The following is a 13,807-nucleotide window of genomic DNA, read 5'->3' on the forward strand; positions in this document are numbered from 1 at the left end:
CCCGGTCGCCCAGATCCTGTCACGCGAATACGGTATTGAGCACGGCCTGATGACCACCATCCATGCTTATACCAACGACCAGAATTTGTCGGACGTCTACCACAGCGATCCCTACCGCGCGCGCTCGGCCACGCAATCGATGATTCCGACCAAGACCGGCGCAGCCGAAGCCGTGGGTCTGGTTCTGCCGGAACTGGCCGGCAAGCTGACCGGCATGGCGGTCCGGGTGCCAGTGATCAATGTATCGCTGGTAGATCTGACCCTCGAACTCAGCCGTGAAACCACCGCAGACGAGGTCAATGCGCTGATGCTGGACGCCAGCCAGCGCTCGCCCATACTGGCCTGTAACTCGTTGCCGCTGGTCTCCTGCGATTTCAACCACAACCCCATGTCCTCGATTTTCGACACCAACCACACCAAGGTTAGCGGACGACTGCTGAAAGTGATGGCCTGGTATGACAACGAGTGGGGATTCTCCAATCGAATGTTGGACACCTGCCGCGCCTTGCACGAAGCACCGTAACCGGCAATTCGGCTCAGCCGCCCATTCAGCAAGCCAGGGAAGAACATGAACCGCATCGATTTCGTTACCGCGACACTGCCCGCCCGCAAACGCATCGCGCTGGTCGCGCACGATCACTGCAAGGAGCGCCTGCTGGATTGGGCGGACCGACAGAAAGAGAAACTGGCGAACCACGAATTGCTCGCCACCGGCACCACCGGCCTGCTACTTGGGCGTCGCCTGGAGCTGCCGGTGGAATGCATGATCAGCGGTCCGCTAGGTGGGGATCAGCAAATCGGTGCGCGCATCGCCGAAAGGCGCATCGACATGCTGGTGTTCTTCTGGGATCCCTTCGAGCCGCAGCCGCATGACCCTGATGTTAAAGCGCTGCTGCGGGTTGCTGCGGTCTGGAATATTCCGCTTGCCGCCAACGAGAGCAGCGCCGATTACTTACTATCTAGTCCATTACTTGACGAAGCCCACGCGCTGAGCATTCCGGACTACGACAACTACCTGGCAGGCCGGAAAACAGAAAACTAGTCGCGGCGTTCCTCGTCCGGAACGCTTTGGCTTTCATCTTCCGCTTCGTCGCGCAAATCATCGAAGTCGGTCTTGAGGCCGGTTTCCATGCTGTCCAACTCCGCCAGCAGGCTGCGGAAGCTGGTCTGCTCGCGCGGCGTTCCCGATTCCAGTTCGGCGTCGACGCGTGCCTGCAATGCTGCCGGCACCGGCGCCTCTTCGACGTCGACAGGCAACGGCTCGGGCTCCATCTCCCGCAGTACCGCCAACGGCGGCAGCTCGTCGAGGTTTTTCAGGCTGAAGTGATCGAGAAATTGCTTAGTGGTGGCGAACATGGCCGGCCGTCCCGGCACGTCGCGATGACCAACCACCCGCACCCATTCGCGCTCCAACAGCGTCTTGACGATCTGACTGTTGACCGCAACGCCGCGAATGTCCTCGATTTCTCCTCGGGTGATCGGCTGGCGATAGGCGATCAGCACCAGGGTTTCCAGCAATGCGCGTGAATAGCGCTGCGGCCGCTCCTCCCAGAGCCGGCCCACCCAGGGCGAAAAGCGCTCGCGCACCTGCAGGCGGTAGCCGCTGGCAACTTGCTTCAGCTCGAACGCGCGTCCCTTACAAGATTTGTCGAGCACTTCCAGCGCTTTACGCAACAGCGCCGGCGCGGGCCGTTCGGTATCCTCGAACAGCTCGGCCATTCGCTCGATCGACATCGGTTTCCCCGAGGCGAGCAAGAAAGCCTCCAGTAGCGAAGCGAGATCCTTGGGATCAGAGAGATTCAACCTTGATTACCTCGACTCATACCTAAACCGTGCGCACAGGCTATTCGACCCGAGCGCGAACATGAATTGGCGCGAAGGGTTCGTTCTGCACCAACTCGACCAGCGATTCCTTGATCAATTCGAGTACGGCCATGAAGGTCACCACCACGCCAAGCCGGCCTTCTTCGACGGTGAACAGCGTGGCAAAAGGAACGAAGGCCCCGCCTTTGAGGCGCTCCAGCACATCGCTCATACGCTCGCGGGTCGACAAGGTTTCGCGCGTGACCTGATGGCTTTCGAACATGTCGGCACGGCGCAGCACCTCGGCCATGGAGATGAGCAGTTCCTCAAGGCTCACTTCAGGCAGTAGCTTGCGCGCCCGAGCGTCTGGCGCATCGACTCTCGGCACATACAGATCGCGGCCAACGCGCGGTAATTGATCGAGGTCTTCGGATGCTGCCTTGAAGCGCTCGTATTCCTGCAGCCGACGTATCAGCTCGGCACGCGGGTCGAGTTCGTCCTCCTCCACCTCGGCCGAACGCGGCAGCAGCATGCGCGACTTGATCTCAGCCAGCATCGCGGCCATCACCAGGTATTCGGCGGCCAGCTCCAGGCGCACGGTCTTCATCAGCTCGACGTACCCCATGTACTGGCGGGTAATCTCTGCAACCGGAATATCGAGGATGTCGATGTTCTGTTTGCGGATCAGATAGAGCAGCAGATCCAGCGGACCTTCAAACGCCTCGAGAAACACCTCCAGCGCATCTGGAGGAATATAGAGATCCTGCGGCAGATTGTTGAACGCCTCGCCATAGACCAATGCCAGCCGCAGCTGCTCACCGGGCGGATCGATCGTCGCCTCGGTCGGTGAATCCTGCATGATCTCTCCACGGAACGAACAGATGAAGCGGCGGCAAGTAATGCTGCCGCCGTATGGGCTCTAGCGGTAACTCAGGCCCATTGCCTGACGCACAACCACGAGCGTTTCGCGAACTTCATCGCGGGCCTGCTCGGCACCCTCGGCCAGAATGCTGCGAACCAGATCCGGATTCTGCTCGTAGTCCTGGGCCCGCTCCTGAAGCGGAGCCAGCTCGAGCTTGATTGATTCGATCAGCGGCGCCTTGCATTCCAGACAGCCGATTCCAGCACTGCGACAGCCCTGCTCGGCCCATTGGCAAACATCCTCTCCCGAGTGGGCGAGGTGCATCTGCCAGACCGGACAACGCGTCGGCTCACCCGGATCGTGGCGGTGCACCCGTGCCGGATCAGTAGGCATGCGCTTGATCTTCTCTTCGATCTCCTCAGGCGTATCGCGCAGGAAGATGGAGTTGCTCGCCGACTTGGCCATCTTGCCACCATCCAGGCCAGACACCTTGGGCGAATCGCTTAACAGGGCTTGCGGTTCGGGGAGCAGCAACCTGCCGCTGCCCTCCAGATACCCAAACAGGCGTTCCTGGTCACCGATGGTGATGGTCTGCTGATCCTTGAGCAATGCGCGGGCCGTATTCAGCGCTTCCAGATCGCCCTGCTCCTGGTAGCTCTTGCGCAGGCTGGAGTAAAGCTTGGAACTTTTCTTACCGAGCTTGCGGACCGCCGCCTCGGCCTTCACTTCGAAATCTTCTTCGCTGCCGTAGAGGTGGTTGAAGCGCCGCGCCACGTCACGGGCGAACTCGATGTGCGGCAGCTGATCGGCGCCCACCGGCACGACCCCGGCGCGATAGGCCAGGATGTCTGCAGCCTGTAGCAGCGGATAACCGAGGAAGCCATAGGTGCCAAGCTCTTTCTGCTGTGAATCGAGTTGCAGCTCTTTGTAGGACGGCACTCGCTCCAACCAAGCCAAAGGACAGATCATCGACAGCAGCAGGTGCAGTTCGGCGTGCTCAGGCACCTGAGACTGAATGAACAGAGTGGCCGAGCTGGGGCTGACGCCTGCCGCCAGCCAGTCGATTGCCATGTCCTGCACATTCCGGGCGATATCGGCACCGGTCGCATAATCTGTGGTCAGGGCGTGCCAGTCGACAATGCAGAAGAAGCATTGATATTCATGCTGCATCCTGACCCAGTTCTTCAATACGCCGTGGTAATGGCCAAGGTGAAGACGGCCGTTAGGCCGCATTCCGGAGACCACACGTCGCTGCGAATCCATGGAGCTCAAAAGGGTTTCCTTCGTAGTGTTTCGAAAAGGCGAATCAGATCAGGCGGCGAACGGTGCAGGATCCCCACAGCCGACACGCACCACTTCCGGGTCGCCGTCCACCAAACTGATGACCGTGGACGCTTCGACGCCACCGTAACCGCCGTCGATGATCAGGTCTACCTGATGCTCCAGCGCATCACGCATTTCGTAAGGATCGCTCATCGGCTCGGTTTCACCGGGCAGAATCAGGCTGACGCTCATCAGCGGCTCGCCCAGCTCGGCGAGCAGCGCTTGAGCGATGGGCTGCCCAGGGACCCGCAAGCCAATCGTGCGGCGCTTGGGATGCAGAAGCATCCGTGGGACTTCGCGAGTGGCGGTGAGGATGATGGTATATGGCCCCGGCAGGTGCGTCTTGAGCAGGCGAAAGGCCGCGGTATCCACCTTGGCGAAGAGGCCGAGCTGGGATAGGTCACGGCAGACCAAGGTGAAATTGTGTTTGTCGTCCAGCTGACGCAGGCGGCGAATACGTTCGATGCCTGCCTTATTACCCATCGAGCAGCCGATGGCGTAGGACGAATCGGTGGGATAGACCACCACGCCGCCGTTGCGAATGATTTCCACGGCCTGTTTGACCAGCCTGGCCTGCGGATTTTCCGGGTGTATCTGAAAAAACTGGCTCATGGAAACTCCCTGTTCAGCGGGCAACAGACTCGCATGGTTCATGATCGAAATGCCTCCACAGCGGTTGCAGATCTTCCGGCAAGGTCCGATACATCCCCAACTCCGACCAGTCGCTGGGCGCATGGAAATCGCTGCCGACACTGGCCATCAGGCCAAACTCACGCGCCAGAATCGACAGGCCACCAACCTGCTCCAGCGGCTGCATGCCGTTGACCACTTCCAGCGCATGCCCACCGGCCTGGGCAAACTCTGTCACCAGGCGCCGCCGCTTGCTACGAGTGAATTCATACTGCCAAGGGTGCGCCAGGCTGATCCAGGCGCCGGCCTCGCGCAGCGTAGTCACGGTTTGCTCGAGACTCGGCCAGTGTTGTTTCACATCGCCAAGCTTGCCCGAGCCAAGCCACTTGCGAAACGCTTCGGCACGGTCACGCACATGACCGGCACGCACCAGGAAATCGGCGAAGTGCGGACGCGCCGGGGCGTTGCCGCTGTCGCCCAGCTCCTGCTGGACGGCCCGTGCCCCTTCCAGCGCACCTGGCATTCCCTTTGCCTCCAGGCGTTGGGCGATCAATTCCGCCCGACGCCAACGACCCTCGTGCAGTTGCGCGATGGCCTCCTGCAAGGCGGCCGCGTCCCGGCGAAAGGCATAGCCGAGAATGTGAACGGTCGCGCCGCCCCACACGCATGAAAGTTCGATACCGTTGACCAGCCGGACCCCTAGCGAGTCCGCCACGGCGCGGGCAACATCGAGGCCTTCCAACGTGTCGTGATCAGTCAGGGCGAGCAACCCGATACCGCGTGCATGTGCCCGCTCAACCAGCGCATCAGGCGCCAATACGCCGTCCGACGCGGTACTGTGGCAATGCAGATCAACAATCATTCGGGACCTTCTCCATGGGGCTGGCGACATACAGTTACTGACCGTCCGTGCCGGCGCTCGTGCCATCATCCACTTCGCCAAAGCTTGCGCCATGTTCAGGAAATGGCCGGCTGACAGCGTTCCGCCAAAAGCGCGGTTTGTTATTATGCCGGCCACATACCGCTTCTGGCTCTCTTCGTGAAACAAATCGTCGACTTCATTCCGCTGCTGCTGTTCTTCGTGGCCTATAAGCTCGAGCCGAGGACCCTTGCACTGGCGGATCTAAGCTTCACGGTCGGCGGTATCTTCAGTGCCACAGCAGTGCTCGTTGCCAGCTCGCTGATCCTGTATACCGCGCTGTTCGTTTACCAGCGCCGGCTCGAGAAGAGTCAATGGCTGACGCTGGGAGCATGCCTGCTGTTTGGCGGACTGACGCTGGTGCTACACAGCGAAACCATCCTCAAATGGAAGGCGCCGGTGTTGAATTGGCTGTTCGCGCTGGCTTTCACCGGTAGCCATTTCATTGGCGAAAAGCCACTAATCCAGCGCATGATGGGTCACGCTGTGCAATTGCAATCCGCACAATGGGCGCAACTGAATGTCGCCTGGATCCTGTTCTTTCTCGTCTGCGGCTTCGCCAATCTGTTCGTTGCCTTCGTCTATCCCTCTATATGGGTCGACTTCAAGGTTTTCGGCAGCCTGGGGCTGACGCTGTTTTTCATGGCGGGCCAAGCCGTGTATCTGGTCCGCCATATGCAACCCGAACCTGAAGAATCATAGGAGTAAACATGCTCTACGCCATCATTGCCACCGATGTACCCGACTCGCTGGAAAACCGCCTGGCTGCGCGCCCGGCTCACCTGGCGCGTCTCGAGCAGCTGAAAAACGAGGGTCGAATGGTCCTGGCCGGTCCGCACCCAGCAATCGACAGTAACGATCCGGGCGCTGCCGGCTTCACCGGAAGTCTGGTGGTCGCCGAGTTCGCGTCCCTACAGGCCGCCGAAACCTGGGCTGCGGCTGATCCGTACAAAGCTGCCGGAGTCTACGGCGAGGTAGTGGTCAAGCCCTTCAAGCAAGTCTTTCCCTGAGCGGATCGGCTAACGCCGCCAGGTATCTGTCAAGCCGTAGGGTTTCCACGGCCTGTTGAGGAAAAAGGAGTTCCGATGCGCCAAGGTTTGCTGTCTCTGCTGCTTATCGTGAGTTTCGCCATGCTATCCGTGCATGCCGAGGAAGGTACAACCGATCCCACCACCGAACGACGGACCGAGCTGGAGCAACGTCTATCCGAGAACGAACTGCGGCGTGAAGAGCTGTCCGGCAGTCTCGACATCGCCGTTACGGATGCCGAGCGAGCACAGCTGGCGCGCCTGCGTCAGGAGAATCATCGTCTGCGCATGCAGCTGCAACAGGCGCAGCCGAACGCTCAACCGCAACTGTTGAATGATCAGCAACAATGGTTTGCTGTGGGCGGTGGCGTCGGTGTACTAGGTTTCCTGCTGGGCGTCCTGACCACGCGGGGACGTCGTCGTCGGCAATGGTTGAATTGAAGCGGATACGAGCGAAGCATGAGCGAACTGCTGCTGATAGATGACGACGAGGAACTCTGCGAATTGCTGGTGAGCTGGCTGTCGCAAGAGGGTTTTGTCGCCCACGCCTGCCATGACGGGCAGAGCGCACGGGCGGCGCTGGCCGAGCATCAGCCGGCGGCAGTGGTGCTCGATGTGATGTTGCCTGACGGCAGCGGTCTCGAATTGCTCAAGCAGCTTCGCAGCGAACACCCTGATCTACCGGTGTTGATGCTTTCGGGGCGCGGCGAGCCACTCGACCGCATCCTCGGCCTGGAGCTGGGCGCCGATGATTACCTGGCCAAACCCTGCGACCCTCGCGAGCTCACCGCACGGCTGCGCGCGGTGCTGCGGCGCAGCCAGCCGGCGAGCACGCCGACCCAGCTGGAGCTGGGCGATCTTTGCTATAGCCCGGCCCGTGGTGTGGCCAGCGTCGGCGAGCATGAGGTGACCCTGACGCTTTCCGAAGGTCGCATTCTTGAGGCGCTGCTCAGTCAGCCAGGCGACCCGCTGGACAAGCAGGCACTGGCCCAGCTCGCCCTCGGTCGTAAGCTGACCCTGTATGACCGCAGTCTGGACATGCATGTCAGCAACCTGCGCCGCAAGCTCGGTCCGCACCCCGACGGACGCCAGCGCATCGTCGCGCTGCGCAGCCGCGGTTACCTTTACGCCTCCTGATCGGCTTTACCCAGCCTTTACCCTCTGCTGACGGGCCTTGACCTTGCGCGCCCTAGACTGAGCTCATCCGGTCGAAGCCAGAACGTGCGCAAGCGCTTCTCGCGATCGGCTTCATACACAGGAGAGACCTCATGATGCGCAAGACCTTTATCGCCGTGCTTTTCGCTTCGACTCTTCCCGCCATTGCAATGGCCATGCCCGACGGCAGCCACGGTCATCATGGCAAACACGCCCCCTTCGAACAGCTGGATCTGACAAAGGAACAGAAGCGGGAAATGCGCGAATTGATGGGCGAACAGATGAAGAACCATCGTGAAATCACCCAGCGTTATCTGAACAAGTTGCCAGAAGCCGAGCGCAAGGCGATGCAGGATGAGCTGAAGAACAGCAAAGAAAATACCCACAAGCAGATTCGCGATCTGCTCAAGCCTGAGCAGCAGAAGCAATTCGACGAAATGCACGAGAAAATGGTAGCCAAGCGAGCCGAGCGCGCCGAGTTTGAACAGTGGAAAGCCGAGCGCGACCAAAAGAACTGACCGCTAGCCGAAACCAACCCACCCGGCCCGCCTGACATTAAGGCGCCGCGCCGGGTTTTGCTGTGGAGAAATGACCTGTGCGATCTCTGTTCTGGCGCATCCTAGCGACGTTCTGGCTCGCCATCGCTTTGGTGGCCGGCCTCGCCATGCTGCTTGGTCATGCACTGAACCAGGACACCTGGATCATCAACCGGCACCCCGGGGTAAAAGATCTGGCCGAGGTCTGGACCAGAGTCTATGAGCGCCAAGGCCCTCTGCCTGCGCAGTTTCTGCTCGAACGACACCGGCATCGCTTCCACGTCGATGTGCAGGTGCTTGCCGAGAATGGCCAACCGGTCATCCGCGGAACGTTTCCGGCACGCGCCGCCGCGTTTGAAGCGCGTCAGGAAAACCGCTCGGGGCGCTTACCCTGGCGACGACTCACCGCCGATTACACCAGCCCGCTCAGCGGCGAAACCTACCTATTCATCTATCGCATTCCAAACTCTGAACTGCAGGCCTGGCATCGCGATAGCCTGTTCTGGCCGCTGAGCGCGATTGCCATCGCGCTGGTCGTGCTGGCCGGCTTCAGCCTGCTGCTTACGCTATCGATCACCCGCCCCCTCGATCGCCTTCGGGGCGCCGTGCACGACCTTGGACAGACTGCCTATCAGCAGAACTCGCTCGCCCGCCTGGCCACCAGACGCGATGAACTCGGCGTGCTGGCCAAGGACTTCAACCGGATGGGCGCGCGGCTGCAAAGCCTGATCGGCAGTCAGCGGCAGCTGCTACGTGACGTCTCACACGAGCTACGCTCACCGCTCGCACGCCTGCGTATCGCCCTGGCGCTCGCCGAACGGGCGACCCCGGAAGAACGTGAAGTCATCTGGCCGCGACTGGCCAAGGAATGTGACCGGCTCGAAGCGTTGATCAGCGAGATTTTGGAACTGGCGCGACTGGACGCCGAGCCAGGCGCGACGGCTCCCGTCAATCTGGCCTCGATCTTTCAGCAGCTGGAAGAGTATGCGCGCATCGTCGCGCCCGCCCAGCGCGTCGAAACTCGGATGGACCCCGATATCGTGCTGAGCGGCTGGCCGGACATGCTTGAACGAGCACTGGATAATCTGCTGCGCAATGCGCTGCGCTTCAATCCCGAGGGTGCGCCGATCGAGCTAGGCGCCAGTATCGATAATGACTGGTTGCTGTTGAGCATCCGCGACCACGGGCCCGGTGTGGACGAAGCCCACCTCGCGCAATTAAGTGAGCCGTTCTTCCGCGCGCCGGGACAGACCACCGCCGGCCATGGATTGGGGCTGGCGATAGCCCGCCGCGCCGCCGAACGCCATGGCGGTGAGCTGCTGCTGGGCAATCACCCGGAGGGTGGCTTCATCGCTAGCTTGAAGCTGCCGCTGAGCGCGACAGGGTCAACCCTGCCGCATCCGCTTTGAGTACTATCGAGCGCGGTCCCACTGATTAACGAAAGAACGAGGATCCAACTCCGGAGGGGTCCGCAGATTACCTTCCGGCGTGCCCAGGTAGATGAAGCCGAGCACCTGCTCGTTCTCGGCCAGGCCTAACTGTTGGGCTACATGCCGATCATAGGCAAACTCGCCGGTACGCCAGACCGCGCCCAGGCCCTGCGCGTGAGCTGCCAACAACACACCGTGGGCCGCACAGGCGACCGCGAGCACCTGCTCGGAACCAGGAATCTTTGGGTGTGGCAAGACCCGGGCGATAACCACCAGCACCATTGGCGCGCGCAGCGGCATCTTTTGCGCCTTGCGTAGCGCTTCCTCGGCGGCATCCGGCTGGCGCAAGCCAAGTGCCTCGACGAACACCTCACCCAGGCGCTCCCGAGCGTCTCCCTGAACCGTCAGGAAACGCCACGGACGAAGCTGGCCATGATCCGGAGCGCGCAGTGCCGCGCGAAAAATCAGATCCAGCTGAGCGGCGTTCGGTGCCGGATCAGCGAGCCGCGTAACAGAAACGCGGTTGAGTAACAGGTCAAGAGCGTCCATCACCACCTCCAAAAACGAATCGGACATTCTAGGGCCCCGATACGTTCTTTGCGCAGTCGCAATGGCAACGCCCCTGCCGGCGGAGACCGTCAAGCCACCCGATCAGGCGCTAACTGCGGCTCCAATGGCGGTGTCAGCGGTGGCAGGCCATGGGCTGCCCGGGCCGCATCGCAGTGAGCGTTGTGCTGACCATCGGCCCAGGACGCCTCAAATTCGCGGCAGGTGCTCGAGCGCTGCTCATACATCGTGCAGCGCACGCCGCACCCCACATCGCCCATCAAACCGACGCAACGTGCAGGTTTGGACTCCGTCCCGAGCATCGCCACATGAAACGGGCTGACCTGCACGGTGGCGCTATCGGGAACAGTACCGCCGGACGAGGCGCATTCGCCCCAAAAGAAAGACACACGAAAATACGCGCAGCAGGCGCCACACGTGAGGCAGGGGTTGTCGATCGACATGGAAGGTGAACACCGAGAAACCGGCAAAGGGCCGGCGCCGGGCGGCTATTCTATCCATCGCAGCGAACTTGGGAAGAGGCCCGCAGAGCGCGCTGTAAAAGATTTTTCGGTAGGCCGATCGCCGGTTTACTGCCGCTGCGACTGGCGTAGAATGGCGGCCTCATTTTCGAGCCGAGCAACAATCACCAATGGCCTTGCCGACCCTGCGTATCATCGGTTTCATTCTCGGCATTTTCCTGATTACTCTTGCAGTCAGCATGGTCATTCCGATGATCACGTTGTTTGCCTTTGATCGCACCGACGATCTCCAGGCATTCCTTTGGGCGAGCCTTATTACCTTCGGCTGCGGCTTTGCCCTGGTCGCGCCAGGGCGACCGGCCAACACCCATCTGCGCCCGCGCGACATGTACTTTCTGACCACCGTCAGCTGGGTGGCTGTCTGCTGCTTCGCTGCCTTGCCGCTGATGCTCATTCAGCACATCAGCTATACCGACGCATTCTTCGAAACCATGTCCGGTATCACTACGACCGGCGCGACGGTGCTTTCAGGGCTGGATAGCGCGTCGCCCGGCCTGTTGATGTGGCGGTCGCTGCTGCACTGGCTTGGCGGTATTGGATTTATCGGCATGGCGGTGGCGATTCTCCCGCTGCTGCGGGTCGGCGGCATGCGGCTGTTCCAGACCGAGTCATCGGACTGGTCAGAGAAAGTCATGCCGCGCTCGCACATGGCCGGCAAGTATCTGATTGCGATCTACCTGACATTCACGCTGGCAGCCTTCATTGCATTCTGGCTGTCGGGGATGAGCGGCTTCGACGCCATCAACCACGCGATGTCGACCGTGGCGACGGGAGGCTATTCGACATCAGATGCTTCGCTCGGCAAGTTCAGCCCCGCATCGCATTGGGTGGCGATCTTTTTCATGATCCTGGGTAGCTTGCCGTTCACACTGTATGTCGCCACGGCACGTGGGAATCGCAACGCATTGCTCGGCGATCAACAAGTGCGTGGTTTCCTGCTGATGCTGACCATTACCAGCCTTTTGTTCAGCGGCTGGTACTGGCTCAACCATGACGACAACCTACTCGACTCGCTGCGTATCGTGACCTTCAGCGTGGTATCCGTAATTACGACGACGGGCTTCGCGGTCAACGATTACACCCAGTGGGGTGGATTCGCCGTGATGGTGTTCTTCTACCTTACGTTCCTTGGCGGATGTTCCGGCTCCACCTCCGGCGGCTTGAAGATGTTCCGTTTCCAGGTCGCCTACGCCCTGTTGCGCTCGAACCTCAAGCAGCTGGTTCACCCGCGCGCGGTGATTCGTCAGCAGTACAACGGGCACAACCTCGATGAAGAAATCGTCCGTTCGATTCTGACTTTTTCGTTCTTCATCACCATGACCATCGGTGTGTTGGCGCTGTGTTTGGCGCTGCTTGGCCTGGACCCGATCACCGCGCTCACGGGAGCGGCTTCGGCGGTTTGCAACGTGGGCCCTGGCCTGGGTCCGATCATCGGTCCGGCGGGCAACTTCTCGACCCTGCCGGATGCCGCAAAGTGGCTGCTGTCGGTCGGCATGCTGCTTGGTCGACTGGAGATCATCACCGTGCTGGTGATGCTGACCCCGTCATTCTGGCGTCACTGACTCGTCTCGCCGATGTCCTCGTTCCACAGCTCGGGGCTGTTGGCGATGAAGCTGCGCATCATCTCTACGCAGGTGGCGTCCTGCAGCACTTCGACCTCAACGCCGCGACCGCGCAACAACAGCTCCTCGCCCATGAAGGTCTGATTTTCGCCGATCACGACCCGGGGGATTCCGTAGAGCAGGATGGCCCCGCTGCACATCGAGCAGGGCGATAACGTGGTGTAAAGAACCGACTCGGCATAGACACTGGCTGGTTGTCGGCCGGCATTTTCGAAGGCATCCATCTCCCCGTGCAGCACGGCACTGCCCTGCTGCACGCGCCGGTTGTGCCCGCGGCCGATGATCTGTCCACGATGAACAATCACCGAGCCGATCGGAATGCCGCCTTCAGCCAATCCCTTCTTCGCTTCGTCGATTGCCGCTTGCATGAATGCATCCATCCCTTTGCTCCTGTGATGTTCAGAACATGGTTTGCTTGGCCCAGGCCCGCACGACAGTGTGCAAGCCAAGGCTTCGGTTCAGGCCGCGTCGGCCTTTCCCTTGAACAGACGCCCGCCCAGCGTAACCGCAGCGAATACCAAGCCACCGACCAGGATGCCGAATGCCGCGTCCAGGATTGTCGGCAGCAACCCGGCCAATACCGAGCCGACATAAGGCAGCGCAACCGTATGCTCTGCGCTGTTCTCGATGAAATGGTGAATCGCCTGGATGCCGTGGGTAAGGATGCCACCACCGACCATGAACATGGCCGCAGTACCGATCACCGACAGCGACTTCATCAGCCACGGCGCAACCGCAAGGATGCCCCGTCCGATCACCTGCGCGGCGCCACTGCTGCTTTTGCTCAGCGCTAGACCGGCATCGTCCAGCTTCACGATCCCAGCGACCAGCCCGTACACGCCTACCGTCATGATGATCGCAATGCCCGCGAGCACCGCCACTTGCTCAGTGAAGGTTGCAGCGGCCACGGTGCCAAGGGTAATGGCGATGATTTCGGCCGAGAGGATGAAATCGGTGCGCACCGCGCCACTGATCTTGTCTCGCTCGAAGGCGACCATGTCGACACTCGGATCTGCCAGGGCCTTCAGTTGCTGCGCGTGCTGGTCGTCGTCCCGGTGCAGGAAACGATGCGCAAGCTTCTCGAAGCCTTCGAAACACAGGAACGCCCCACCGAGCATCAACAAGGGCGTTATCGCCCACGGAACGAATGCGCTGATCAACAGCGCAGCCGGTACCAGGATCAACTTGTTGCGCATCGACCCTTTAGCCACGGCCCAGACGACGGGCAACTCCCGGTCGGCTTTGACGCCGGTGACCTGTTGGGCGTTGAGCGCTAGATCATCACCCAGCACGCCGGCGGTTTTCTTCGCGGCGATCTTGGTCATGACCGAGACGTCATCCAGAACCGTCGCAATATCGTCAATCAGGGCAAGCAGGCTACTGGCCAAAGCTGGGCGTCCTTTGGTGATGT

At 60.8% G+C, this 13,807-nt stretch carries 18 protein-coding genes; 9 read left to right on the forward strand and 9 right to left on the reverse strand.

Features of this window, described 5'->3' with window-relative positions; genetic code table 11:
- A partial coding sequence (locus H3028_RS19190) for an aldehyde dehydrogenase (protein WP_181298824.1) occupies positions 1–523 on the forward strand: 523 nt, incomplete at its 5' end.
- 45 nt (positions 524–568) lie between these two features.
- Positions 569–1,042 (forward strand): methylglyoxal synthase, encoded by a 474-nt coding sequence (locus H3028_RS19195; RefSeq protein ID WP_181298825.1) that lies wholly within the window; start codon positions 569–571, stop codon positions 1,040–1,042.
- Here H3028_RS19195 and scpB read toward each other — a convergent pair.
- The 5 genes from scpB to H3028_RS19220 all read right to left on the reverse strand — a co-directional run bounded on the left by scpB (position 1,039) and on the right by H3028_RS19220 (position 5,480).
- Positions 1,039–1,803, reverse strand: a complete 765-nt coding sequence (scpB, locus tag H3028_RS19200) for an SMC-Scp complex subunit ScpB (protein WP_181298826.1) — start codon at positions 1,801–1,803, stop codon at positions 1,039–1,041. The genes H3028_RS19195 and scpB overlap by 4 nt on opposite strands.
- 40 nt (positions 1,804–1,843) lie before the next feature.
- Entirely contained in the window at positions 1,844–2,542 is a 699-nt protein-coding gene (locus H3028_RS19205) for a ScpA family protein (RefSeq protein WP_181298868.1), read from the reverse strand.
- Positions 2,543–2,722: 180 nt separating this feature from the next.
- On the reverse strand, positions 2,723–3,898 hold the full coding sequence (locus H3028_RS19210) for a tryptophan--tRNA ligase (RefSeq protein ID WP_375154435.1): 1,176 nt from the start codon (positions 3,896–3,898) through the stop codon (positions 2,723–2,725).
- A 78-nt stretch (positions 3,899–3,976) separates the two neighbouring features.
- Complete coding sequence (locus H3028_RS19215; RefSeq protein WP_181298827.1) at positions 3,977–4,600, reverse strand: L-threonylcarbamoyladenylate synthase; 624 nt, start codon at positions 4,598–4,600, stop codon at positions 3,977–3,979.
- Between the two features lie 13 nt (positions 4,601–4,613).
- Positions 4,614–5,480 carry a PHP domain-containing protein gene (locus tag H3028_RS19220; RefSeq protein ID WP_181298828.1) on the reverse strand — a complete coding sequence of 289 codons (867 nt, stop codon included), beginning with the start codon at positions 5,478–5,480 and terminating at the stop codon, positions 4,614–4,616.
- A 177-nt stretch (positions 5,481–5,657) separates the two neighbouring features.
- Between H3028_RS19220 and ispZ the strand changes: the two genes are divergently transcribed.
- The 6 genes from ispZ to H3028_RS19250 all read left to right on the forward strand — a co-directional run bounded on the left by ispZ (position 5,658) and on the right by H3028_RS19250 (position 9,665).
- Positions 5,658–6,239: a septation protein IspZ gene (gene ispZ / locus H3028_RS19225; protein WP_181298829.1), complete on the forward strand. Its 582-nt coding sequence runs from the start codon at positions 5,658–5,660 to the stop codon at positions 6,237–6,239.
- Positions 6,240–6,247: 8 nt separating this feature from the next.
- The gene (locus H3028_RS19230) at positions 6,248–6,547 is read left to right on the forward strand and encodes a YciI family protein (RefSeq protein WP_181298830.1); all 300 of its coding nucleotides are present in this window, start codon (positions 6,248–6,250) and stop codon (positions 6,545–6,547) included.
- A 75-nt stretch (positions 6,548–6,622) separates the two neighbouring features.
- A complete protein-coding gene (locus tag H3028_RS19235; protein ID WP_181298831.1) occupies positions 6,623–7,006 on the forward strand; it encodes a hypothetical protein in 384 nt (127 codons plus the stop codon).
- An 18-nt stretch (positions 7,007–7,024) separates the two neighbouring features.
- Entirely contained in the window at positions 7,025–7,702 is a 678-nt protein-coding gene (locus H3028_RS19240) for a response regulator transcription factor (protein WP_181298832.1), read from the forward strand.
- Positions 7,703–7,836: 134 nt separating this feature from the next.
- Complete coding sequence (locus tag H3028_RS19245; protein WP_181298870.1) at positions 7,837–8,238, forward strand: Spy/CpxP family protein refolding chaperone; 402 nt, start codon at positions 7,837–7,839, stop codon at positions 8,236–8,238.
- A 77-nt stretch (positions 8,239–8,315) separates the two neighbouring features.
- Entirely contained in the window at positions 8,316–9,665 is a 1,350-nt protein-coding gene (locus H3028_RS19250; RefSeq protein ID WP_181298833.1) for a HAMP domain-containing sensor histidine kinase, read from the forward strand.
- A 3-nt stretch (positions 9,666–9,668) separates the two neighbouring features.
- On the opposite strand, the gene H3028_RS19255 is transcribed toward H3028_RS19250, so the two are convergent.
- The gene (locus H3028_RS19255) at positions 9,669–10,235 is read right to left on the reverse strand and encodes a nitroreductase (protein ID WP_181298871.1); all 567 of its coding nucleotides are present in this window, start codon (positions 10,233–10,235) and stop codon (positions 9,669–9,671) included.
- Between the two features lie 89 nt (positions 10,236–10,324).
- Positions 10,325–10,696: a YkgJ family cysteine cluster protein gene (locus H3028_RS19260; RefSeq protein ID WP_181298834.1), complete on the reverse strand. Its 372-nt coding sequence runs from the start codon at positions 10,694–10,696 to the stop codon at positions 10,325–10,327.
- Positions 10,697–10,884: 188 nt separating this feature from the next.
- Here H3028_RS19260 and H3028_RS19265 point away from each other — a divergent pair, with 188 nt between their 5' ends.
- Entirely contained in the window at positions 10,885–12,336 is a 1,452-nt protein-coding gene (locus H3028_RS19265) for a TrkH family potassium uptake protein (RefSeq protein WP_181298835.1), read from the forward strand.
- Here the strand turns inward: H3028_RS19265 and H3028_RS19270 are convergent.
- Together H3028_RS19270 and H3028_RS19275 are read right to left on the reverse strand one after the other, a co-directional pair.
- The gene (locus H3028_RS19270; RefSeq protein ID WP_181298836.1) at positions 12,330–12,776 is read right to left on the reverse strand and encodes a nucleoside deaminase; all 447 of its coding nucleotides are present in this window, start codon (positions 12,774–12,776) and stop codon (positions 12,330–12,332) included. The two genes, H3028_RS19265 and H3028_RS19270, sit on opposite strands and share 7 nt — an antisense overlap.
- A gap of 78 nt (positions 12,777–12,854) precedes the next feature.
- Positions 12,855–13,784: a DUF808 domain-containing protein gene (locus H3028_RS19275; protein WP_181298837.1), complete on the reverse strand. Its 930-nt coding sequence runs from the start codon at positions 13,782–13,784 to the stop codon at positions 12,855–12,857.
- Positions 13,785–13,807 lie beyond the last annotated feature (23 nt).

The organism is Pseudomonas sp. Q2-TVG4-2 (assembly GCF_013620795.1).
In the GTDB taxonomy this organism is placed as follows: Bacteria; Pseudomonadota; Gammaproteobacteria; order Pseudomonadales; family Pseudomonadaceae; genus Stutzerimonas.

Coding starts and splice junctions, on each gene's coding strand:
- H3028_RS19195 (WP_181298825.1), top strand. CDS start 569: ATGAACCGCATCGATTTCGTTACCGCGACACTGCCCGCCCGCAAACGC.
- H3028_RS19210 (WP_375154435.1), bottom strand. CDS start 3,898: ATGCGGCCTAACGGCCGTCTTCACCTTGGCCATTACCACGGCGTATTG.
- H3028_RS19215 (WP_181298827.1), bottom strand. CDS start 4,600: ATGAGCCAGTTTTTTCAGATACACCCGGAAAATCCGCAGGCCAGGCTG.
- H3028_RS19220 (WP_181298828.1), bottom strand. CDS start 5,480: ATGATTGTTGATCTGCATTGCCACAGTACCGCGTCGGACGGCGTATTG.
- H3028_RS19230 (WP_181298830.1), top strand. CDS start 6,248: ATGCTCTACGCCATCATTGCCACCGATGTACCCGACTCGCTGGAAAAC.
- H3028_RS19235 (WP_181298831.1), top strand. CDS start 6,623: ATGCGCCAAGGTTTGCTGTCTCTGCTGCTTATCGTGAGTTTCGCCATG.
- H3028_RS19240 (WP_181298832.1), top strand. CDS start 7,025: ATGAGCGAACTGCTGCTGATAGATGACGACGAGGAACTCTGCGAATTG.
- H3028_RS19245 (WP_181298870.1), top strand. CDS start 7,837: ATGCGCAAGACCTTTATCGCCGTGCTTTTCGCTTCGACTCTTCCCGCC.
- H3028_RS19255 (WP_181298871.1), bottom strand. CDS start 10,235: ATGGACGCTCTTGACCTGTTACTCAACCGCGTTTCTGTTACGCGGCTC.
- H3028_RS19260 (WP_181298834.1), bottom strand. CDS start 10,696: ATGTCGATCGACAACCCCTGCCTCACGTGTGGCGCCTGCTGCGCGTAT.
- H3028_RS19265 (WP_181298835.1), top strand. CDS start 10,885: ATGGCCTTGCCGACCCTGCGTATCATCGGTTTCATTCTCGGCATTTTC.
- H3028_RS19270 (WP_181298836.1), bottom strand. CDS start 12,776: ATGGATGCATTCATGCAAGCGGCAATCGACGAAGCGAAGAAGGGATTG.